The organism is Bacillus cereus group sp. MYBK195-1 (genome assembly GCF_051916605.1).
Classification (GTDB): Bacteria; Bacillota; Bacilli; order Bacillales; family Bacillaceae_G; genus Bacillus_A; species Bacillus_A cereus.
The window spans coordinates 138877-161982 of sequence record NZ_JBQAGZ010000005.1 but is presented as its reverse complement, the minus strand read 5'-3'; the positions used below and the strand labels follow the sequence as shown (position 1 = coordinate 161982).

Here is a 23106-nt window from a genome sequence, read left to right as displayed (position 1 = left end):
GGGGTACGAAACAGTGTCAAAAAATATGATTTCTAGGGTTGAGAATATTTCTCAACCCCAGTTTTATAATCAAAATAAAATATGGACAAAACCTTTTATAATAGCGATTGTAGTTGTTATAATTTTAGGGATTATATCACTGTTTACTGGAGTTTATGATATACGTGGACAAGAGGACGGAATGGAGATGTTTTTCATCACTCGTGTTCCGAGAACAGTTGCATTAATGCTTACTGGAGCTGCAATGGCTATGGCAGGGCTCGTCATGCAACTCATTACACAGAATCGTTTTGTTGAACCTACTACAACGGGGACGATTGAATGGTCAGGCTTAGGCCTGCTTTTTGTATATTTATTATTTCCTGCCCCGACTTTAGTTCAAAGAATGACTGGTGCAATCATTTTTTCTTTTATAGGAACTATGATTTTCTTTCTATTTTTAAGAAGAGTTAAGCTTCGTTCGTCTTTAATTGTCCCGATTATTGGATTGATGCTTGGAGCAGTTATTTCTGCAGTGTCTACTTTTTTAGGACTCCTTTTTCAAAAGACGCAAAGTATTGAAACTTGGTTTGTCGGTTCATTTGCTAACGTTCAGGTGGGAAGATATGAATATTTATGGCTGATTGTTATCATTACTTTTCTTATTTTTATGTATGCGAATAGATTGACTTTAGCTGGACTAGGAGAAGATGTCGCAACGAGCCTTGGAGTTAATTACAATAGAATTGTTCTTTTTGGGACTGCTCTTATCTCGGTTGCAGTTGGAATTGTTGCAGCTGTTATTGGACACTTACCTTTCTTGGGATTAATTGTGCCAAATATCGTTTCAATGTTTAGAGGTGATGATCTTAGGAGTAATTTACCTTGGGTTTGTGTGATCGGAATGGGTTCAATAACTGCCTGTGACATCATTTCTCGAACAATTATACAGCCTTTTGAAGTACCTGTTTCTTTAATACTTGCAACAGTGGGAGCAGTCGTGTTTATTACTATTTTATTGAGAAAAAGAAAACCAAGGAGGCTGCGATGATCACATTAGATTATAGAAATAAAGAAAATGTTGAAGTCGATTCTAGCCTTCATAATGAAAGTAGATCAGCTAGTGCTTTTCGTTCTAAGAAGGAAGCAAGACGTTATTGGATTTTACTGATCACATTGATTACTTTAGGCATTCTTTCTTCATATGGACTTTTAGTTTATAACAATCCAGTTCCGATAGATTCACCTTCTTTTATCCCAGTTGTTAAGAGAAGGATAGTAGCTATTGTTGCAATGATTATCGCTGCAGTTTGCCATAGCTTGTCGACAGTTGCTTTCCAATCTATTACGAATAACAAAATTATTACTCCATCGCTTTTAGGTTTTGAATCACTTTATTCAGCAATTCAAACGAGTACAATATTCTTCTTTGGTGCTAGTGCATTAATAAATTTTAATGGAATTGGCTCATTTTTATTCCAAGTTGTTGTTATGGTCTTCATGAGTTTGATACTTTATGGATGGTTACTTTCCGGCAAATACGGGAATTTACAACTTATGCTTTTAGTTGGAATTATTATTGGTACCGGGCTAAATTCTGTGTCAACTTTCATGAGAAAACTACTTGCGCCTTCAGAATTTGATATTTTACAAGCAAGATTATTTGGTTCTGTTAATCATGCAGATCCTGCATATTTCCCTATTGTAATTCCTATGATCATAATTGTAGCAGTATTAATTTTTGCTCATTCTAAGAATTTGAATGTTTTGTCACTAGGAAAGGATGTTGCTACTTCTTTTGGAGTTAAATATCAACCTAGTGTAATTTATACGCTTGTATTAGTAGCTATTTTGATGTCTATTTCAACAGCTCTAATTGGGCCACTTACTTTCTACGGCTTTTTAGTAGCAACTTTGAGTTATCAGGCGGCGTCAACTTATGATCATAGATATATTTTCCCAATGGCTTTTGCTATAGGATTTTTAATAATGACGAGCGCATACTTTTTAATGTATCATGTATTCCATGCTCAAGGTGTAGTTTCAGTTATTATTGAATTATTTGGTGGAATCATATTCTTAACTATAGTTTTAAGGAAGAGGGCTTTATGATAAAAATTGATAATGTTAAAAAGTTCTATACTGATAAGGTAAAAATAGGACCTTTGGATATTGAAATACCAAAAGCAGGCTTTACTTCTTTAATTGGACCAAATGGTGCTGGAAAGTCAACAACACTTTTGATGATTGGCAGACTTTTAGATATGGATGAAGGCCAAATTCAGGTAGCAAATATGGATGTTTCTGAATCCAAATCAAAAGACTTAGCAAAAGTTTTGACTATATTGCGACAAGAAAATCATTTTGTAACTAGGCTTACAGTTAGACAATTAGTTGGATTTGGGCGCTTTCCTTATTCAAAGGGAAGATTGACTAAAGAAGATGAGGTTATCATTTCTAAATATATCGATTTCTTAGATTTAACTAGTTTAGAGAATAGATATTTAGATGAGCTTTCTGGTGGTCAAAGACAAAGGGCATATGTAGCGATGGTATTGTGCCAAGAGACTGAATATGTACTTTTGGACGAACCTTTGAACAACCTTGATGTTGCTCGTTCTGTTCAAATGATGGAGCATTTAAGACGTGCAGCTAATGAATTTGGACGAACAATTTTGACTGTTATGCATGACATAAATTTTGCAGCTAAATACTCGGATAAAATTTGTGCTATGAAAGATGGACAAATTGCTGCTTTTGGAACAGTAGAAGAGGTTATGGACTCAACACTTTTGACAGATATTTTTGAAACAAAAATAGAAATTATTAATGGTCCTTATGGGCCAATCGCAGTTTATTAGTTATAAAATGTAAAAAAATACCGTAGCTTGCGTAGATTATGCAAGCTACTCTAGTTGAAGTTGCTGTCTGTATTTTATAGGCAGCAGCTTTTTTATGTGACTACTCATAAAATGCAAAAGAATGCTTCACCTTTTCAAGTATGTACTAAACGAAAAAAATATCCCTGTATAACTTTTTAAAAGAATTCAGCTTGTTTTTTGATATGTAATATTGCATATCAGAGTGTATTGATAAAAGTGTAAGGGGTCACTATAATGAGGGCATAAAGATAAATCACATTTTCGTAGCAATAAAAAGGAGGAAATAATATGGAAATCGCAATGGCAGTTTTAAAATTTGTAGGTGGCGTAATCCCGTTAATTCAAGAACTTTTAAAAGCATTTATGTAAGTTTATTAGTTAGCTATCATTTATCAATCATTATCATATTTTACTAAAAAAAGAACGGGGTGATTTTTCTGAATATTAAGAAAAAGACTAAAAGAAGAAAGTTCCTTGCATGTTTATTAGTTAGTCTATGCACTATTAATTATTCATCTATTTCCTTCGCAGAAACACAAGCAAGTAATGCAACTGATGTAACCAAAAATGCTAGTGGCATTGATACTGGTATAGCAAATCTTAAATATAATAATCAAGAGGTTTTAGCTGTAAATGGTGATAAAGTAGAAAGTTTTGTTCCGAAAGAAAGTATCAATTCAAATGGTAAATTTGTAGTAGTGGAACGCGAGAAAAAATCACTTACAACGTCACCAGTCGATATTTCAATTATTGATTCTGTAGTGAATCGCACGTATCCAGGAGCTGTACAACTTGCAAATAAAGCTTTTGCAGACAATCAACCAAGTTTATTAGTGGCTAAGAGAAAGCCTTTGAATATTAGTATAGACTTACCGGGCATGAGAAAAGAAAATACAATCACTGTCCAAAATCCGACATATGGTAATGTAGCTGGAGCAGTAGACGATTTAGTATCTACTTGGAATGAAAAGTATTCTACAACACATACGTTACCTGCAAGAATGCAGTATACGGAATCTATGGTTTATAGTAAATCACAAATAGCAAGTGCTCTTAATGTTAACGCTAAATATCTTGATAACAGTCTAAACATTGATTTTAATGCGGTTGCAAATGGAGAGAAAAAGGTGATGGTAGCGGCGTATAAGCAAATATTTTATACGGTAAGTGCTGAACTACCTAACAATCCATCCGATCTTTTTGATAATAGTGTTACTTTTGATGAGTTAACTCGAAAAGGCGTAAGTAATTCGGCTCCACCTGTTATGGTTTCAAATGTAGCTTATGGTAGAACGATTTATGTAAAATTAGAAACAACATCTAAGAGCAAAGATGTACAAGCTGCTTTTAAAGCCTTACTTAAGAATAACAGCGTTGAAACAAGTGGACAGTATAAAGATATTTTTGAAGAAAGTACCTTTACTGCTGTAGTATTAGGCGGAGATGCGAAAGAGCATAACAAGGTTGTTACTAAAGATTTCAATGAAATCCGAAATATCATTAAAGATAATGCTGAATTAAGTCTTAAAAATCCAGCATACCCAATTTCATATACAAGCACTTTCTTAAAAGATAATGCAACTGCTGCTGTTCATAACAATACAGATTATATTGAGACGACAACTACAGAATATTCAAGTGCTAAAATGACACTTGATCATTACGGTGCTTACGTTGCTCAATTTGATGTATCTTGGGATGAATTCACATTTGACCAAAAGGGTAACGAAGTATTAACACATAAAACGTGGGATGGTAGCGGAAAAGACAAAACGGCTCATTACTCTACAGTTATCCCTCTTCCACCGAACTCAAAAAATATAAAAATTGTAGCAAGAGAATGTACAGGTCTTGCATGGGAATGGTGGAGAACAATTATTAATGAACAAAATGTTCCATTAACAAATGAAATAAAAGTTTCAATTGGAGGAACAACATTATACCCAACAGCTAGTATTAGTCATTAAGTATAAAAAAAGCGCCCTATAAGTAGGGCGCTTTTTACTCTTTCCAAAATTGTTCTAATAGAATGACAAGCATGGTACCCACAAGTAAGCCATTACTTAAAACATATTGTAAGGAAGAAGGAATTCCGCTAAATGCACTTTCTGGAAGAAACAATATTCCTAAACTGATTAATAATGAAATTCCTAATATAGTTAATCGGCGTTGATTTACTGCTTCACGTAAAATGGATTGAAATGAAATGCCTATTACTTGGACAAATGTTGCTAAAAGTGCAGCATTAGCAATAGGTCCTGGTAGCAAGGATATAAAGTTTACAATTGAGGGAATAAAAGAAATTCCTGCTAATATAAGACTTGCTATAAGGAACGACTTCACTTTTCTTTGTCCTGTTAGTTGGATAAATCCTGCTGATGCAGGTAATGGTACAATTCCAATTGTAGAGAACAACGACGAGATAATATGTGATATACCTCCGACCCATGCACCACGGTTCAGTGTTTGCTTTTCATTTTCTTTAGATAATGGAGCCACTTGTTTTACAGCCGAAATAGCAGCGATTGTATTTGCAACTAAAAGAAATGTAAATAAAGTTGCAGTTAGAGTCATTCCAATATCGAATCTAGGTGTGCCCCAAGCAAATATCTCTGGTAACTTAACTAGCGTTGTGTGCGAAGGGATATGAGATGATTTTCCTAATACTGCATACAAAAGCCAACCGCATGAAATTCCAAGTAATACAGCGTAACTTTTCATCCACCCTTTCCCTTTAATTGATAAGAAAGTAATAAGGGCAAAAATAAAGAGAGCAATAGTAGCTGTTGTATAGTCAGGATGAGTTGCAGATCCTTGTAATCCTATCATTCCTTTTAGTAACACACCACTAAGCTGAAGTGCTAAGATTAAAAGAAAAGTTCCTGTAACTAAAGGGGTAAATAAACGTAAGATTCGATGAATAAGTCCTGTTATACCAAGAATGAAGAGTAATATACCTGCAATAATTAACCCGCCTTCTAAAAGTTGCAACACGTCTTTTGCACTTTGTCCCTGATGCATAGCGATTTGTCCCAATATGACAAATATACTTACCCATGAACCGGCTGGCCCGTCCGCAATGGGGTAACGATGCCCAAACCACGCTTGTAGAAACGAACTTACTCCCACGACTAAAAAAGTCCGCTGCATTAATGTTGAGACATCCTCTATTGGTAAATGGAATATGCCACCAATAATTATAGGTAATGCAATTGCATTTGCTAATAGAAACACAAACCATTGTAGAATATTAAAGCTCGTATCAAAGCATTTTTTATTCATATTATTCTCCTTTGCCGAAAAAGAATCTCATATTAAAAATCCATCCTTTCTACATAGTTAGATTAAAAAGGATGGATTTTGTAAATTTATAAAATCAATTTAATTGCATAGATAGATTTTTAATTAATTACCATGCACGGAATGGTAAGAATTTACCGTTAAGTGTAATCACAATACGAGGATCGCCACCTTTTGGATCTTCTTGTGTATCCACACCCAAGTTGAAGTTAATTGCACTCATTACACCTTCGCCGGCTTTTTCTAAGATTAATTCTCTAATAGTTGGTGCATATTGTAACATCATTTCATATAAACGATATGCAATCGGGTCCGTAGGAGGCATTTCCATTACTTGGCCGCGAAGTGGAACTACTGTTAATGCTTGAACTACTTCTTCATCTAATTCTAATAGTTTACCAATTTTTTCTGCTTCTGGACGTGTCATTGTAGCTTGTCCTAATAACGCTGTTACAACCCAAGTCTCAGAGTTTTCACTTACTTTTGCAATTTCTTCCCAAGTTAACCCTTTTTTAATTTTTGCCGCTAAAATTTTTTGCGTAGCTTCTTGTCTATTCATATCTAATACTTGTTTTTTCATATCTCATAACTTCCCTTCATATACGTGATAATTATTATTTTGTTTCACTATTTAACGCTTTATATCCATCAACCACTACATCTAATTTACCTGTGTGAGGGTCAATAACTAAACCATGTACAGGAACATCTTTTGGGATAAGTGGATGATTTCTTACTAAATCAACATTAGCTTGCGTTGAGTCGCAAACATCATCGAATCCGAATAACCATTTTTCAAGGTCAATACCAGCATATTCAATCGCTGATAAAATTTCTGATGAAGCTACTCCGCGATCTAATATTTTTTGAAGTGTTCCTTTTGGATTCGTTTGGCTCGCGCCACATCTATGGTGTCCAATAAGGAAGATTTCATCTGCATTTAAATCGTATACTGACGCTACAACACTTTGCATAACACTATCGAAAGCAGAAGCAATTTTACCACCTGCATTTCTGATAACTTTTGCATCACCATCGTGTATATCTAAAGCTTTTGGAAGTAGCTCAATTAAACGAGCATCCATGCAAGAAACAACAACCATACGTTTTTTAGGCATTTTTGTCGCTTCACGATGAGCGTATTCCTTATTTTCTACAAAGTGTTCATTGAACGCTAGAATTTCTTGTAATAACATATTTGTAACCTCCTTTAAATTTAGATGTATTTTTTTGTTGTGTCCTCTGTGTTATAAGTAAATATAGCTGATAAATAATGTGATGTAAGAGGATAAACTAAGTATAGTGAATTGTATCGATAAGCAGAATAAGTTGGCGAAACACTTTCGGGCTTTCTACTTTCACGGTGAAAGGATTGGTTTATATCATTGATCAAACAGATTTTGAGATACTGAAATTATTAGGAGAAAACTCAAGAATACAATGGAAAGAACTTGGTCAAAAAATACATATGACGGGGCAAGCTGTAGGAAATCGAATTCGAAGATTAGAGGATCTAGGGATTATTGAACAGTATACAATTGCAATAAACCGAATTAAATTAGGGCAAGTAGTGACTGCATTTGTTACTTTGTTCGTAACAACAGCCAATCACCAAGAGTTTATGAATTTCTTTCAAGGAGAAGAAGGGGTTTCTGAAGTACACCGTATAAGTGGTGAGGGGTGTTATTTATTAAAAACACATTTTGCTTCCAATGAAGACTTAGATAACTTTCTAGGACGACTATTAAGATACGGGAATTATCGTGTTAACTTATCAATAGGAAAGTTGAAATAAGGTTTCTTTTCCTTGGAGGGGATGATAATATCAGTTGTTAAACTTTATTTGTATAGATGGAATGAAGTCTTTTAATTTTTATCTTAAATAGTCAGAGCCTTACTACAATTTATGCGTAGTAAGGCTTTTTAAAGTTTTCATATTCAACAATCAAGCTGAAGTGTTGAGGGTGGATATGAGATGATTTTTTAAAGAGAATCATAAATGATTTTGTCTTAAGAAAGATCCTGTAACTCAGTACAGGATCTTTAATCAAACGTTTTTAAAAGCTAAATTGTGGTTTCATATCACCTTTATAAGGTTCATGTTCAACGAATATAGTTATATCCTTACCAGCTTGGTCTTTACCAGTTCTTTTATACGTAAATTTATTCTTATTTAGTTCAGTAAGTTCAAGAGCAGCACCGTATTTGTTATTTCCAATTGAAACATGGGCTCTTATTTTATTTTCGTGTACAACATCGAAGTAGCCATAGTCACCGCGGCTTTGACCTGTTTCGCTATTGAAAAACTCATATTTATTAGATTTGTCATCAAATTTTGCTAGACTTATAAAATTCGAATTAAACTGTGTTACATCGTTACCAGCTTCGTCTAATACCTTTGTTCCGTGCCAAAGGGTACCGCCTAAAATTTTATCTCCATCAACGTTTTTAACAATATCTCCTGTAGTCGTGTTCAGCTGCTTGTCCGGATCAGTGAAAGAAAGTTCTTTTTCTTTATATGGAACATGTTCAACGAAAACTTCTACATCTTTACCGTTAGCGTCTTTCCCCATTCGTTTATAAGTAAATACATTTTTATTTAGTTTTGTCATGTCAACGACAGCTTGATACTTCATTGATTCTGAAATTAATATTCTCTTTTTCCCATCATTTGTGATAAAGAAAGTTCCTTTATCGCCACGACTTGCACCTGTTTTAGCATCAAAAAATTCATATCTGCCTGACTTCGCATCATATTTTGCAAGACCGATGAAGTTCGCATTCTCTTTTGTTAAGTCATTCTTATCTTTGTCATACACTCGTGTACCTTGCCAATTTGTCTCGCTAAGAATATTAGCCATTTTTTGCCCTTTAGTTAATTTGTTTTCCTGTTTTGTTTCTTTAGCAACTTGTTCTTGTTTTTGTTTCCCATGATTTTCTTCAGCTTTAGTACCAGCACACCCTGTTAATGCTAATGTGAATCCGAGCAGTACGGATGATAGTGCTTTTGTTTTTTTGTTCATGTTTTATCGTCTCCTTATTTTATGATTTCAAGTAGTACGGTTAGCGATTATAGTAGCAGTGCGTCATATATAAACTTAATTGCTACGTTTCTTATGTTAATCCCCGACTATAAACTGCCTCTAAATAAAACATTAAAAAAAGATAAACTAATTCCTAAAATTTTTTCATACTTATAAAAAGGTCTTTTACATGGGGGTGAATGTAAATTTCTTATTTTGAAACTGGCGTAATCACATTGGGGTATACACATTATGCTTACATTGCGATTTTAGATGTGATGTTATACTGTGTATAAGATTTTATGTGTGTATGTTGTGTCGGTTTTTGTCGGTAAGTCGATATATTTCGAAAATCGCTGATATATTTGGAGTTGCGCCGATATATTTCGAAAATCGCTGATATATTTGGAGTTGCGCTGATATATTTGAAAAATCGCTGATATATTTTGGAGGGGGATAAAAATGATTGTGAAAGAGCGGAAAATGCCCGTATATTTGCTGCAATTAGAAGCTTTACTTAGAAGATTGCCTGCTCATCATCCAAAAAGGAATGTGGTGGTTGAAAGTCTAGCGAAATTTATGGCCGGCTATAAAGGAGAGCAGGCGATTGAGTATCCACTTAGTTTTTTACCCGAAACAGAATACAGTATTTTACATGATATTAGGTTATTTGATCAAAAACATTATTTCCAAATTGATACTCTCATAGTTTCATCTTATTTTCTTCTTTTTCTTGAAATAAAAAATATTATTGGTACATTAATTTTTGATGCAAAGTTCAATCAACTTATTCGAATAGTAGATGGTACTACGGAAGAAGGATTCCCAAATCCGCTTTTACAACTGCAACGGCAAGAGATGCAACTGAGAAAATGGCTGAATCTACATGATTTACATAATATTCCGATTGAATCCCTCGTTGTAATTAGTTCCCCTCGTACAATTATTAAAACTTCAGATGAAATACTGTCTAGTAAAATTATCCACAGTGCAAATTTACCTAATAGAATAAAACAGATTAAAAATCAATATAAAGAAAAAGTGATTGATAATATAAATGGACTTATAGGCCAGATTATGAATGAGCACATTCCGCAACGTCAAAATGTTCTTGCGCAATATAAAATTAAAAAAGAGGAATTGCTAAAGGGTGTACAGTGTGAGGAATGTTTTACAATGGCAATGTTAAAAGAAAGACAGGGATGGCGTTGTTCAAATTGCAATAGTATGTCTAAACATGCTCATTTACGTGCTGTACAAGATTACACACTTCTGTTTAGTGTGATAACTACTAATAGCGAATTGAGGGAATTTCTTAATATGGAATCTAGTTCTGCGGTTAAAAGACTCCTCCAAACAATGAACATCACCTTCACTGGCAACAACAAAGGACGAATATATGATTTAACTTCTTTCCAATCGTAATTTTGCTATAATAAATAAGTACTTATACGAAGGGGAGTCTAAAGAGAAAATGAAGTCATTTAATATCGATCATGTTATAGCTAGTGTTTTGCAATGGATATTAAATATAGCCTTAATTATATTATCCATTGTGTTATCAATTTTCTTAGTGAATGAGACAATTACGTTTGTACAGTATATTTTTTCGGCAAAAGAGTATACGTCTTATAAATTGGTTGAAAGTATCATCGTCTACTTCTTATACTTCGAGTTCATTGCATTAATTATTAAGTATTTTAAATCGAACTATCATTTCCCGTTACGCTATTTTATTTATATCGGAATTACGGCCTTAATTCGATTAATTATTGTGTCTCATGAGGAACCGATGGAGACGTTATTATACGCAGGGGCAATTCTTGTTTTAGTTATTGCTTTATACATATCAAATATGAGAGATTTGAGAAAAGAGTAGTAGTGCAGACGTAAGTTTGCACTACTTTTTTACATCTTGACCTTCAAGTTGCTTGAAAGTTTACAATGAAATTAGGGCGTTTGAAATCGAAAAAAATTGAGAAATTAAGTGAAGAGGTTTCTTTTACTTGGAGGTTATAGGAATGAATCAGGAATTGAAGTTACGTCCATTAGAACGAGAAGATTTAAAGTTTGTACACGAACTGAATAATAATGCGCATATTATGTCGTATTGGTTTGAAGAGCCGTATGAGGCATTTGTGGAGCTGCAAGACTTATACGATAAACATATACATGATCAAAGCGAACGCCGATTTATCGTTGAGAAAGACAATGAGATGGTTGGATTAGTTGAGTTAGTAGAAATCGATTATATTCACCGTAGAACAGAATTCCAAATTATTATTGATCCGAATTATCAAGGATATGGTTATGCAGTGGATGCGACGCGTTTAGCAATGGATTACGCTTTTTCTGTATTAAATATGCATAAGATTTATTTAGTTGTGGATAAGGAAAATGAAAAGGCAGTACATGTTTATAAAAAAGTTGGGTTTATGGTAGAAGGTGAGCTTATCGATGAGTTTTTCGTTGATGGTAACTATCATAATGCGATAAGAATGTGTATGTTTCAGAAGCAATATTTTGAAAACAAGTAGTTGAAAGATTCGGAAGTAATGTTGACGCTTCGTAAAACCGTATGCTAAAATCCTTTTTAAGTATTAAGGAAGGTGCATAATATGCTTTATATAAAATTTGTAAAACTCATTAGAAAACTTTGCTCCGCACAAATGTATACGGTGAAGCGTTGTACGGAGCTTAATCAAGGGGTATAAATCCCCTATATTCATCGGCTGAATAACTTTTCTAAAAAAGTATAGTGTATCTATGCTTATTTCGTTATGGTTTTTCAGCTGGTGTATAAAATAGATTAAGGGGCCATAGACAATGCTTTGTCTATGGCCCTTTGTGTATATTATTCCGATGAGTCTTTACTGTAAATTGGAGTAGTATAGGAAAAACCACGAAGCAGAGGGCTAGTGTCGAATGACGCTATCTCTCTGCTTTTTTTAATTTCAGGAAAAGAGGAATAAAAATGAGTTTACTTAAAGTTGAAAGTTTATCACATAGTTTTAGAGATAAAGTATTATACGAAAATGCTTCTTTTGATTTGCATAAAGGGGAGCATATGGGAATTGTTGGACAGAATGGTGCAGGAAAAAGCACATTAATGAAAATATTGGTGGGGGAAATTATTCCTGATAAGGGAGACATAAAGTGGCAACCTAATATTCAAATTGGACATCTTGATCAATACGCAGAAATTGATGAGGGTTATACCATTTCACAATATTTAAAGAGAGCCTTTTATGATTTGTATGCAATGGAAAAGAGAATGAACAAGTTATATGAAGAAAGTGCGATGACTGGAGATGAAAATCAACTATTGAAAGCGGCAGAAATTCAAGAACTGCTCGAGGCCCGTGATTTTTATTCAGTAGATAGTATTACGAATAAGGTGGCAGCCGGTTTAGGTATTGATGTGATTGGGATGGATCGTGTGATTGGTGAATTAAGCGGAGGGCAGCGTGCAAAGGTAATTTTAGCAAAGCTCTTATTAGAAGAGCCTAATATTTTATTGCTAGATGAACCGACGAATTTTCTCGATAAGGAGCATGTGGAGTGGCTTGCTAATTATTTAATGAATTTTGAAGGAGCGTTTATTGTCGTATCACATGATTTTGATTTTCTGGAAAAGGTAACTTCTTGCATATGTGATGTAGAGTTCGGAACAGTTAAGAAGTATTACGGCAAATACTCAGATTTTGTAAGACAAAAGGAGCATTTGCGAAAAGATTATATTCGCCAATATTATGCACAGCAAAAGAAAATTGAAAAAACGGAAGAGTATATTCGTAGAAATATTGCTGGGGTGAATTCAAAAATAGCGCAAGGTCGTAGAAAACAATTACAGCGTATGGAAAGAATTGCGCCACCAAGTTTTAATCATAAACCGTCTATTCATTTTCAGGAACTTCCCATTTCAGTTCAGACAGTTCTTGAAGTAAATAATCTTGAAGTTGGTTACGACTTCGTTCTCTTACCAAAGTTGAATTTTTCAGTAATGGGTGGACAAAAACTTGTTATTACAGGCTTCAATGGAGTGGGGAAATCTACTTTATTAAAAACAATCGTTGGAAATATTGCTAGTATTTCTGGAGAGTTTCACTTTTCAGAGCAAATAAAGATTGGATATTATGAGCAAGATTTAAATTGGAGCAATGATTCTTTAACACCGCTTCAAATTATTTCAGAACAGTTTCCTAAACTGAATATGAAGGAAATACGCCATCATTTAGCTGCGTGTGGAGTGAAGGATACGCACGTTTCGCAAGAAATTCGTACGTTAAGTGGTGGTGAACAATCGAAGGTGAAACTGTGCGGATTATTACTATCACCTTGTAACTTCTTAATTTTAGATGAGCCAACAAATCATTTAGATGCAGAAGCGAAGGAAGCTTTGCAAAAGGCACTAATTAAGTTTAAGGGCAGCATTATACTCGTATCTCACGAAGCAAGTTTTTATCTTGATTGGGCAGATAGCATCTTTCATATAGAGACAGGATTAGTTAAGGGGGTGTGAAACATATGAGTGAAAACAATTGGAAAACGAAAATTATATTATTTTTGACCGCTCAAACTATTTCGTTGTTCGGTTCCTCTCTCGTGCAATACGCGATTATATGGTATATCACCCTTACAACATCATCAGGAGTGATGTTGACTATTTCAACTGTTTGCGGTTTTCTGCCACAAATTGCGATATCTTTGTTTGCTGGTGTTTGGATTGATCGTTATGAACGTAAAAAGATGATTATGTTATCGGACGGGATTATAGCGATTGCGACGTTAGTTTTAGCGATTTTATTTTTAACAGGATATAAAAGTATTTGGTTACTTTTTATTGTGTTACTCATTCGTTCAGCTGGAACAGGGGTACAAACTCCAGCTGTGAATGCATTAATTCCGCAAATCGTTCCGAAAGAGTATCTGATGAAAGTAAATGGAATAAATAGCAGTATTACATCTTTAATTATGTTTCTTTCTCCAGCAGCAAGTGCGACGATTCTTTCTATTTCCAGCATTGAAACAACATTTTTTATTGATGTTATTACGGCTATGATTGGAATTAGTATTATGTTTATTATTCAGGTGGAAGGACATGCGAATGTAGAGAATAAGCAAAAATCTAATCTACAAGGAATTAAAGAAGGATTCTCTTATTTAAAAGAAAATGTATTTATTAAAAGGCTAATCGTTTTATTGATTATCGTCATGATTTTAATAAGTCCAGCTGCTTTTTTAACACCTTTAATGGTAACTCGTTCTTTCGGGGCCGAAATGTGGAGACTTACTGCTAGTGAGATGACCTTTAGTGCGGGAGCGGCAGCTGGTGGCATTTTGATTGCAGCGTGGGGTGGTTTCCGTAATCGTATGCATACAACAGCGCTAGCTTGTGCGTTGTATGGACTGCTTATGATTGGACTAGGGATCGCTCCGGTATTTATTATGTATTTAGTATTTAACTTTTTAATTGGTATAACAATGCCGTGCTTCAATACACCAGTTACTGTGTTATTGCAAGAGAAAGTAGAACCATCAATGCACGGACGGATGTTTAGCCTTGTACAAATTGCGAATTCATGCGCGCTTCCTTTAGGAATGATAATATTTGGTCCATTGTCGGATATATTTAGTGTAGAGATTTTGTTAATTTATGCTGGGATATTCGTGCTATTTTGCGCAATGTATATTGTATTAAGCAAGAGGTTTGAAGTGTAAATATTTATAATTTAGAAGGTTTGCGAAGTGATTTAAGATGCTTTGCAAACCTTTTTTTTGTTTGTTTAGTCAATAATTATTTATTGTTAAACAATAAATAATTATTGACTGTTAATTCTTTTTTAGATAATATGATGGTAAGAATCTAAGGGGAATTACATAAGTAGAGGAGAATGTGAAATGAAAAATAAATACGTAGTAGCTATTTCTTTCATGATTTTAGCGATTATTTCTTTAACGATACATGCTTCAAACAGTAAAGTAGGAGCGGATGGATTTCTTGAAGAACCTTTCTTTTTCCTAGTACCGATAAGTTATATATTGTTCCTTAGTGGTATTGGTATATTGCTATTTGGATTTATTACTTCAAAGCTGAAAAAGGGCAATAGATAGGGACAAAACACTCACTATGAAATAGAAACATACTATATGGAAGAAAAAGAATAAGTGAGATGAATCATGATGAATCATTATTTTTATAATGGTAGACAAGTAGGAGCTGCTATTACGCTGGCTGGGGCACAAGGGACAATTCATGCTGTGAATCAAGCTATTCAAATGCAGCAACAAGCATATTTTGCACAAATGATGCAAAGTCAGTATATGCCCTATTCACAACTTCCGATGCAAATTATACATTACGATGTACATCCAGCTGGTTTATTTTCCATTCCATATGGCGGGACATATTTCTTATGAAAAAAAGCGACTCAATAGAGTCGCTTTTTTATATTCCGCCTAACTTCATTCCTAGGAAGGCAAAGGCGATACCAATTATGTAAGTAGCACTTAAATATAAAAGAAAGATGTATAGTTTTTTACGATTGAGAAGCTGAACAGATTCTAATTTAAACGTAGAAAATGTAGTGAATGCGCCCATAAATCCAGTACCTAATAATAGTTGCCAGCCTGTAGTGAATCCGTTGCCAATTATATATCCAAGTAAAAATGCCCCTGTTATATTAATAAGGAATGTAGCAATTGGAAATTGTGTTTTATTTCTTTTCTTAAACCAATTGCTAATTGCAAATCGTGTAATCGCACCGAAAAATCCTCCTGTTGCGACTAATAAGGCTTCTATCATGAGTAATCACCTTCCGTAAGAGATTTCTTAATTAAGAAATCTCCAATTGTATGGCCAAGGCCAGACATAATGAGGCCACCAAGTATGCTACATGATACATATAAGAAGCCTATGCTCCACTCAGAATGATTGATCAATTGCACAGTTTCTACACTAAATGTTGAAAAAGTCGTAAAGGAACCGATGAATCCAGTTCCGATGCCTGTGATAATCTCTGAAGGTAAGATGTTTAGCCGAGCGATATAAGTAGTTAGCCACGCTAAGAAGAAGCAACCAATTAAGTTAATGAGTAATGTTGCTAATGGAAATGAATGATGCCAAAATGTGGTGATATTAAGGCCTAAATAATAACGAGAAAGAGCTCCTAATATACCGGCAATGCCGACGATAATATAAATCAATTTTCTCACCTCTTTAAATAGCTTGCTCAAAAAAATAGACTCCTACCAGTATGTATACTGGTAGGAGTCATTAGCTAAGCAGCGTTTATGGCGAACTCCATCGCCTATGATTATTACATATAGTGTACTAAATATACCGTTTAATTTCCAGTGAGGAGGTGGGTGTAACTTTTCTTTTTTTGATGTCTGAAGGTTTTTTAAGTAATTAAAATGGGATATATTACTTATCAACTAAATATAATGATATAAGGTTTTAATTGTGATAAAATGTTTCTTATGTGTGTCGTTTTGTTTCATTTGACTGAAAATAAAGAAAATAAATTCGCGTGAAAAGGAGTCATTTATTTGAAGAAATTTTTAAAAATCGTATTTATATGTGTTTTAGTAGTAGCGGGCATTGTAGGAGGGTTTCTAGCGTATATGACACTTACTAAAGAACAGCCTGCTGATGTTATAAGCTTGAAGGTGGAGAATAATAAGGAGCGCGTATTAGCGACTGGAAATGAATTTAAAGTTACAACATTTAATATTGGATATGCTGGGTTAGATAAGGACCAAGATTTCTTTATGGATGGTGGAAAGGGATCTGGTTCAAGTAGTAAAGAGCAAACGGAAACTAATTTAAAGAATATGCTTTCGTTTTTACAAAATGAGAATAGTGATTTTGCGCTATTACAAGAAGTTGATATAAAGTCACTTCGTTCATTTGATGTAAATGGACATGAATTTTTGAAAAAAGGATTACCTGATTATGTTTCGTCATTTGGCAAGAACTACGATACGAAATGGGTTCCAGTGCCAATAACAAATCCAATGGGATATGCGGAGGCTGGATTAAGTACGTTTTCTAAATACACTGTTCAAGAAGCGAAGAGGTTCCAGCTGCCTGGAATGGAGCCTTGGCCAAAGCGTTTGTTTGATTTAGATCGAGCAATTGTGGAATATAAAATTCCTGTTAATAATGGAAAACATGTTAGACTCGTAAATTTACATTTGTCTGCTTATGATGAAGGCGGGAAAATTAGAAAACAGCAAGTAGAGTATTTAAAAGAATATATGAACAAGCATTATGAAAATGGTGATTACGTAATAATGGGTGGAGATTGGAATCAATTGGTTTCGAACGCTCAATTAAGTGATCCGAAGTTCGTGAAAGAGCGTCCTGAGTGGTTAGTAGAGTTACCGAAGGACTTTACAGACGGTGGCTTTAAGTGGGCTGTAGATCCGTCTGTTATGACTGTAAGAGATGATGTAAAGAAATATGTAGAAGGTGAAAATTTCGTCACTATTATTGATGGCTTTATCGTTTCACCGAATGTAGAGATTGTAAATGTACAAGGGAAAGATTTAAAGTTTGAAAATAGCGATCATAACCCAGTAAGTGCGGTATTTAAACTGAAGTAATTGATATGTATAAGTAGAAGGTGGGGCTTCATATGGAGTGGTTAAAGAGGACTTGTTTTTCTAACCTTGAGAAAGAATCACAGAAAAATCATTTATTACTGTTTATAACGATTTGTAGTTTCTTCCTTGGGATAATCGCGATTGGGTATTATGGATATATTTTTACAGAGAGAGCAATAGCATTTTGGATTTGTGGTATTTCTGTCGTTGCATTTGGAACGCTTTTTACTTTTATAAAAAGTATGGAATCAGTGTATAAATATATCATGACATTTATGTTGCTTACAATGTCTTACATTATGGTACAAGCTTTTAATGAAAGCCCGGCTGTATTTCAAATGGTCTATTTTACATTAGCTGTTTCACTTATTTACTTAAGTGAGCGCCTCATTTTAATTCTTGGCGGGATAGCTGTTGTGATCACATTTATCCTTTGTAGCTATTGGCCGGAGCAATTTTTTGCTTATACAGCCTCGTCTGAAGCTGCTAATTTCGCAAGTTTGTTAGCGATTGTAACAATCGCTATGTGGGGCGTCACGAAAATCGGTTCTAATCTGCTCCTTCGTTTAAGTGATGAGAAGCAAGAAGTAATGAGAAAAGCTCAGGAGTTAGAAGAGACGCAAAGACTTATTGAAGAAACAGTTGTGAAACTAGATAGTAATTTCAATCATTTAAGACAAAATATGAACACGTCGATGGAATCGATGAGTGAAATTAATTTTGCCTTTGAAGAGGTGGCAGTTGGTACGCAATCACAATCAGAGATGATGTATCGTTCGGTAGAAGTATTGAATGATATGGAGGGAAATATTGAAAAAATCATCTCTCAAGTAAGAACTGCATCGGCTCATGTGGATGAAAGCTTAGAAATTTCAAAAGGTAGTGTACATACTCTAAGAAATTTTGAAACTAACATGAGAAGTTTAAATGATGTTGTTTCACAGTCTGGAATTGTATTTAGAGATTTAATGATGCAATCGAAACAAATTAATGAAATTGTAGATGTAATAACGAATATTTCAAGTCAGACGAGTTTGCTAGCTTTAAATGCAAATATTGAAGCTGCGAGGGCAGGCGAGCATGGAAAAGGTTTTGCTATTGTAGCGAGTGAAGTGTTAAAGCTTGCTGAAGAATCAAATCGTTCTGCGGGAAGAATTCAAGGGATTTTGAAGGAGTTTAGTAATCAAGCAAGTAAGGTAGAAGTGCAAGTAGAGAAGTCAGAAAGAGTACAAGAAGAATGTAACGAGATGTTAGCAAGCGTTTTAACAAATGTAACTGATTTAGGGAAGTTTATTGATGCGATTAATGAAGTAATGCGAGAGGTTGTTGTTCAACAAGAAAGTTTCCAAGTTAAAACGACGAATATCGTAAAGGATGTTACGCATGCTTCTAACGTAATTCAGCAAACTTCTACAGCTACAGAAGAAGTGCTAGCGAGTGTGGAAGAAGAAAAACATCGAAATGATACGTCAGTGAAGACGTTACAAACTGTTAGCGAGCAAGTGAAGTTATTAGAAGATATTTTAGAAAAGTAATATTGCTTAGAAAGAGCACGAGTGATGTGCTCTTTTTTCATTGAAACGAATACTTGATAGGAATTTAATTGCTTTTCTGCGCGTTTTCTGCCAAGCTTAAGGAGATAAAGTGAGACTAGTACATACTGATTATTAGCCCTCACCAATCAAGCTATCCGCAAATAGCGGAATAAAATACTTCAAAGAAAGAATTATATAGGTGACGCATATGATCGAAGTTAAGACTTCTGAACTTAGTGATGGAGAATTTAATAGAGGTGTATTTGCAACTCGTGATATTAAAAAGGGTGAGTTGATACACGCCGCACCAGTTATCTCTTATCCGAATGAACAGCATGAACATATTGAGAAAACGTTACTTGCTGACTACGCATTTGAGTATGGAATCAATCATACGGCAATCCTTTTAGGATATGGTATGTTATTTAATCATTCATATACACCGAATGCAACGTATGACATCGTTTTTGAGAATCATACATTTAACTTCTATGCTTATAAAGATATAAAAGCAGGAGAAGAAATTTTAATCAATTATAATGGTGAAGTTGATAACGATGAGCTGTTATGGTTTGATAAAGAAAAAGAAGAGAACGAAAAGTAATATAAAGAGTATAGAAAGAGCACATTCTGTGGGATGTGCTCTTTTTTATTGATGTAAATAAAGTAAAAAGTACAAAAAAATACCACTTTCTTTTTGTGTGGTATAGTAAGATACTGAGGGATAGTGTTTTGAAAAAGTCACATATTTTACAAATTGTTGTCTTTCTGATGACATGTCAAGTTTAGTAGTCCATTTGGGTTGCTTTATTATGCAATATATATTTTAATATGAGTGGCACCTCTTATAAATTAAGAGGTTTATAGGTGTCTCGAATTGATTTTGGGTACACTGTATCCACCACTTTAGGTTCTTTCATGTACGTGGGGATATTATGGGCCCGTATAACGGGATAAAATGAATATAGAAATAGAGGAATCGTAAAATGAATATGCAAGAGGTTTATAAATATTTAAGTACGGTATTGCCTGAAGGACATGTTAAACAAGATGAAATGTTAAAGAATCATACGCATATTAAAGTTGGCGGAAAAGCAGATGTTTTCGTTGCGCCTACAAATTATGATGAAATTCAAGAAGTTATTAAATATGCGAACGAATATAATATTCCAGTTACGTTTTTAGGAAATGGATCGAATGTCATTATTAAAGATGGTGGAATTCGCGGGATTACAGTAAGTTTAATTCATATTACAGGTGTTACTGTAACAGGTACAACGATTGTAGCACAGTGTGGTGCAGCAATTATTGACGTATCACGTATTGCCTTAGACCATAACTTAACGGGTCTTGAGTTTGCTTGTGGTATTCCAGGTTCAGTTGGCGGAGCATTATATATGAATGCTGGTGCATACGGCGGTGAAATTTCGTTTGTATTAACAGAAGCTGTCGTAATGACAGGTGATGGAGAGCTACGTACTTTGACGAAAGAAGCATTTGAATTTGGATATCGTAAGAGTGTATTTGCGAACAACCATTACATTATTCTTGAAGCGAGATTTGAACTTGAAGAAGGTGTACATGAAGAAATTAAAGCCAAAATGGATGATTTAACGTTTAAACGTGAGTCAAAACAGCCTCTAGAATACCCTTCATGTGGTAGCGTATTTAAGCGTCCACCAAATAACTTTGCTGGTAAGTTGATTCAAGACTCAGGACTACAAGGTAAGCGAATTGGTGGAGTAGAAGTTTCTTTAAAACACGCTGGATTTATGGTGAATGTTGATAACGGAACAGCACAAGATTACATCGATTTAATTCACTTCGTACAAAAGACAGTTGAAGAGAAATTTGGCGTGAAGTTGGAGCGAGAAGTAAGGATTATTGGAGAAGATAAAGAATAACGAAATACGTATGAAGATATGAATTATTTTAAAATAACATTTGGGTATTGTTGACAATTTGTTTTCAATTCAATATAATGGCTAATAATTTAACAAATAACATACGTTGAAAGAGCCCAGTAGCAGTTTGTCACTGTTAACGAGAGAGCTAGGGGTTGCTGGAACCTAGCACAAACAAACTTGCGAATTACACTCTGGAGTATCTTAGGTAATGCTAAGCGGACTAGCAATCGATATTATTGCTAAGAGTGGTATGAGTAGCTATGCTATTTATGCAAACTGGGTGGTAACACGGTGAATAATCGTCCCTATGTCTATCGTAGACATAGGGGCTTTTTTGTTTTTAAAAAATAAAGGGGATGACAAAAGATGAATATTATTGATGAATTAGAATGGCGCGGCGCCGTTAATCAGCAGACTGACGAAGAAGGCTTACGTAAGCTAGTAGAAGAGAAAAAGATTTCACTATACTGCGGAGTTGATCCAACTGGTGATAGTATGCATATCGGACATTTGATTCCGTTTATGATGATGAAGAGATTCCAATTAGCTGGCCATCATCCTGTTATTTTAATTGGCGGGGCAACAGGAACAATTGGTGATCCGAGTGGACGACAATCAGAGCGTCAGCTTCAAACGTTAGAAGTGGTTCAACATAATGTAGATGCGTTAACAGCACAAATGAAAAAGCTATTTGATTTTGGCGGAAATAGCGAAGTGAAGATGGTAAATAACTATGATTGGACACATGAAATAAATATTATTGAGTTTTTACGTGATTACGGGAAAAACTTTAGTATCAATAGCATGTTAGCGAAGGATATTGTAGCAAGCCGCTTAGATACAGGTATTTCTTTCACAGAATTCACGTACCAAATTTTGCAAGCGATGGATTTCCACCATTTATACACGAAAGAGGATGTTCAGCTGCAAATTGGTGGTAGTGACCAATGGGGAAATATTACGAGTGGTTTAGATTTAATTCGTAAGTTAGAGGGTCATGAGGCGAAAGTATTCGGATTAACGATTCCGTTATTATTAAAATCGGACGGCACGAAGTTTGGTAAATCAGCGGGTGGTGCGGTTTGGCTTGATCCTGAAAAAACGACACCGTTTGAATTTTACCAGTTCTGGGTGAATACAGATGACCGTGACGTAATTAAATACTTGAAATACTTTACGTTCTTAACGAAAGAGCGTATTGATGAATTAGCAACGAAGGTAGAAGCGGAACCTCATAAACGTGAAGCGCAAAAAGTGTTAGCGGAAGAAATGACGAAATTTGTTCATGGAGAAGAGGCGTTCCTGCAAGCTGAGAAAATTACAGCAGCGTTATTTAGCGGAGATATTAAATCGTTAACAGCTGATGAAATTGAACAAGGCTTTAAAGAAATGCCAACATTCCAGTCTTCAAAAGAGACGAAAAACATCGTAGAGTGGCTAGTCGATTTAGGGATTGAACCATCTAGACGACAAGCACGCGAGGACATTAATAATGGTGCGATTTCTATGAATGGTGAGAAAGTAACAGATGTGGGTACAGATGTTACTGTAGAAAATTCATTTGATGGAAGATTTATTATTATTCGTAAAGGGAAGAAGAACTACAGTCTTGTGAAATTAGGATAATAAGTAAGGCTGGAAAATATATCGGCGATTTTTTGAATATATCGACCGTAACTCAAATTATATCGGCGATTTTCGAAATATATCAGCGCAAATCCGAATATATCAGCGATTTTCCCAATATATCGATTTACCGACAAAAAGCGACAATAAGAGCTGTTCCGAACGGGACAGCTTTTATTGTAAAAAGTCAGTATATTTAGATAAATTTAAAGGGTATATAATTTTTTTGACGAATAAATAAGTT

The 23106-nt window shown here is 34.6% G+C and carries 23 protein-coding genes, 1 riboswitch and 1 other annotated feature; of the genes, 17 read left to right on the top strand and 6 right to left on the bottom strand.

What is annotated here, in order from left to right:
* Positions 1 to 13 precede the first annotated feature (13 nt).
* The 4 genes from ACTFRY_RS20835 to alo all read left to right on the top strand — a co-directional run bounded on the left by ACTFRY_RS20835 (position 14) and on the right by alo (position 4828).
* On the top strand, positions 14 to 1030 hold the full coding sequence (locus ACTFRY_RS20835; RefSeq protein WP_098022361.1) for an ABC transporter permease: 1017 nt from the start codon (positions 14 to 16) through the stop codon (positions 1028 to 1030).
* A complete protein-coding gene (locus tag ACTFRY_RS20830) occupies positions 1027 to 2091 on the top strand; it encodes an iron chelate uptake ABC transporter family permease subunit (protein WP_098617073.1) in 1065 nt (354 codons plus the stop codon). Before ACTFRY_RS20835 ends, ACTFRY_RS20830 begins: the two co-directional genes overlap by 4 nt.
* Positions 2088 to 2840, top strand: a complete 753-nt coding sequence (locus ACTFRY_RS20825) for an iron ABC transporter ATP-binding protein (protein WP_000590071.1) — start codon at positions 2088 to 2090, stop codon at positions 2838 to 2840. The genes ACTFRY_RS20830 and ACTFRY_RS20825 overlap by 4 nt, the downstream gene beginning before the upstream one ends.
* 449 nt (positions 2841 to 3289) lie before the next feature.
* The gene (gene alo / locus ACTFRY_RS20820) at positions 3290 to 4828 is read left to right on the top strand and encodes an anthrolysin O/cereolysin O family cholesterol-dependent cytolysin Alo (RefSeq protein ID WP_050844691.1); all 1539 of its coding nucleotides are present in this window, start codon (positions 3290 to 3292) and stop codon (positions 4826 to 4828) included.
* 34 nt (positions 4829 to 4862) lie between these two features.
* Here the strand turns inward: alo and ACTFRY_RS20815 are convergent, their stop codons facing one another.
* The 3 genes from ACTFRY_RS20815 to ACTFRY_RS20805 all read right to left on the bottom strand — a co-directional run bounded on the left by ACTFRY_RS20815 (position 4863) and on the right by ACTFRY_RS20805 (position 7357).
* The gene (locus ACTFRY_RS20815; RefSeq protein WP_098617074.1) at positions 4863 to 6143 is read right to left on the bottom strand and encodes a purine/pyrimidine permease; all 1281 of its coding nucleotides are present in this window, start codon (positions 6141 to 6143) and stop codon (positions 4863 to 4865) included.
* Positions 6144 to 6270: 127 nt separating this feature from the next.
* On the bottom strand, positions 6271 to 6720 hold the full coding sequence (gene cynS / locus ACTFRY_RS20810; protein ID WP_098390431.1) for a cyanase: 450 nt from the start codon (positions 6718 to 6720) through the stop codon (positions 6271 to 6273).
* 55 nt (positions 6721 to 6775) lie between these two features.
* A complete protein-coding gene (locus ACTFRY_RS20805) occupies positions 6776 to 7357 on the bottom strand; it encodes a beta-class carbonic anhydrase (protein ID WP_098617075.1) in 582 nt (193 codons plus the stop codon).
* Between the two features lie 167 nt (positions 7358 to 7524).
* Here ACTFRY_RS20805 and ACTFRY_RS20800 point away from each other — a divergent pair, with 167 nt between their 5' ends.
* Positions 7525 to 7956 carry an Lrp/AsnC family transcriptional regulator gene (locus ACTFRY_RS20800; RefSeq protein ID WP_098022363.1) on the top strand — a complete coding sequence of 144 codons (432 nt, stop codon included), beginning with the start codon at positions 7525 to 7527 and terminating at the stop codon, positions 7954 to 7956.
* A gap of 262 nt (positions 7957 to 8218) precedes the next feature.
* Here ACTFRY_RS20800 and ACTFRY_RS20795 read toward each other — a convergent pair whose 3' ends face one another.
* Complete coding sequence (locus ACTFRY_RS20795; RefSeq protein ID WP_098617076.1) at positions 8219 to 9184, bottom strand: DUF4822 domain-containing protein; 966 nt, start codon at positions 9182 to 9184, stop codon at positions 8219 to 8221.
* Positions 9185 to 9646: 462 nt separating this feature from the next.
* On the opposite strand from ACTFRY_RS20795, the gene ACTFRY_RS20790 reads away from it, so the two are divergent.
* The 7 genes from ACTFRY_RS20790 to ACTFRY_RS20760 all read left to right on the top strand — a co-directional run bounded on the left by ACTFRY_RS20790 (position 9647) and on the right by ACTFRY_RS20760 (position 15604).
* Entirely contained in the window at positions 9647 to 10609 is a 963-nt protein-coding gene (locus ACTFRY_RS20790; protein WP_061664393.1) for a nuclease-related domain-containing protein, read from the top strand.
* Positions 10610 to 10658: 49 nt separating this feature from the next.
* Entirely contained in the window at positions 10659 to 11063 is a 405-nt protein-coding gene (psiE, locus tag ACTFRY_RS20785) for a phosphate-starvation-inducible protein PsiE (protein ID WP_000834708.1), read from the top strand.
* Between the two features lie 142 nt (positions 11064 to 11205).
* Positions 11206 to 11721 (top strand): spermidine N1-acetyltransferase, encoded by a 516-nt coding sequence (speG, locus tag ACTFRY_RS20780; protein ID WP_001071092.1) that lies wholly within the window; start codon positions 11206 to 11208, stop codon positions 11719 to 11721.
* A 437-nt stretch (positions 11722 to 12158) separates the two neighbouring features.
* Positions 12159 to 13706, top strand: a complete 1548-nt coding sequence (locus ACTFRY_RS20775; protein WP_098617077.1) for an ABC-F family ATP-binding cassette domain-containing protein — start codon at positions 12159 to 12161, stop codon at positions 13704 to 13706.
* A gap of 5 nt (positions 13707 to 13711) precedes the next feature.
* Positions 13712 to 14905, top strand: a complete 1194-nt coding sequence (locus tag ACTFRY_RS20770; RefSeq protein ID WP_001293767.1) for an MFS transporter — start codon at positions 13712 to 13714, stop codon at positions 14903 to 14905.
* A gap of 180 nt (positions 14906 to 15085) precedes the next feature.
* Positions 15086 to 15298, top strand: coding sequence for a DUF3955 domain-containing protein (locus tag ACTFRY_RS20765; protein WP_000792610.1), 213 nt, complete (start codon positions 15086 to 15088; stop codon positions 15296 to 15298).
* A 66-nt stretch (positions 15299 to 15364) separates the two neighbouring features.
* Positions 15365 to 15604, top strand: a complete 240-nt coding sequence (locus tag ACTFRY_RS20760) for a DUF3947 family protein (protein ID WP_000980955.1) — start codon at positions 15365 to 15367, stop codon at positions 15602 to 15604.
* Positions 15605 to 15632: 28 nt separating this feature from the next.
* Here the strand turns inward: ACTFRY_RS20760 and crcB (ACTFRY_RS20755) are convergent, their stop codons facing one another.
* Both crcB (ACTFRY_RS20755) and crcB (ACTFRY_RS20750) read right to left on the bottom strand, forming a co-directional pair.
* Complete coding sequence (gene crcB, locus ACTFRY_RS20755) at positions 15633 to 15989, bottom strand: fluoride efflux transporter CrcB (protein ID WP_000568575.1); 357 nt, start codon at positions 15987 to 15989, stop codon at positions 15633 to 15635.
* Positions 15986 to 16390: a fluoride efflux transporter CrcB gene (gene crcB, locus ACTFRY_RS20750; RefSeq protein ID WP_000639314.1), complete on the bottom strand. Its 405-nt coding sequence runs from the start codon at positions 16388 to 16390 to the stop codon at positions 15986 to 15988. Before crcB (ACTFRY_RS20750) ends, crcB (ACTFRY_RS20755) begins: the two co-directional genes overlap by 4 nt.
* Before the next feature lie 54 nt (positions 16391 to 16444).
* Positions 16445 to 16504: riboswitch (Fluoride riboswitch) on the bottom strand.
* A 231-nt stretch (positions 16505 to 16735) separates the two neighbouring features.
* Here crcB (ACTFRY_RS20750) and ACTFRY_RS20745 point away from each other — a divergent pair.
* The 5 genes from ACTFRY_RS20745 to tyrS all read left to right on the top strand — a co-directional run bounded on the left by ACTFRY_RS20745 (position 16736) and on the right by tyrS (position 22862).
* Positions 16736 to 17794, top strand: coding sequence for an endonuclease/exonuclease/phosphatase family protein (locus tag ACTFRY_RS20745; protein ID WP_063263852.1), 1059 nt, complete (start codon positions 16736 to 16738; stop codon positions 17792 to 17794).
* 32 nt (positions 17795 to 17826) lie between these two features.
* On the top strand, positions 17827 to 19329 hold the full coding sequence (locus tag ACTFRY_RS20740) for a DUF4077 domain-containing protein (protein WP_000455087.1): 1503 nt from the start codon (positions 17827 to 17829) through the stop codon (positions 19327 to 19329).
* 208 nt (positions 19330 to 19537) lie between these two features.
* On the top strand, positions 19538 to 19933 hold the full coding sequence (locus tag ACTFRY_RS20735; RefSeq protein ID WP_000573649.1) for an SET domain-containing protein: 396 nt from the start codon (positions 19538 to 19540) through the stop codon (positions 19931 to 19933).
* 382 nt (positions 19934 to 20315) lie between these two features.
* Positions 20316 to 21233, top strand: a complete 918-nt coding sequence (murB, locus tag ACTFRY_RS20730; RefSeq protein WP_001057102.1) for a UDP-N-acetylmuramate dehydrogenase — start codon at positions 20316 to 20318, stop codon at positions 21231 to 21233.
* Positions 21234 to 21330: 97 nt separating this feature from the next.
* Positions 21331 to 21546, top strand: a binding site (T-box leader).
* 56 nt (positions 21547 to 21602) lie between these two features.
* Entirely contained in the window at positions 21603 to 22862 is a 1260-nt protein-coding gene (tyrS, locus tag ACTFRY_RS20725; protein WP_016118864.1) for a tyrosine--tRNA ligase, read from the top strand.
* Positions 22863 to 23106: the final 244 nt, after the last annotated feature.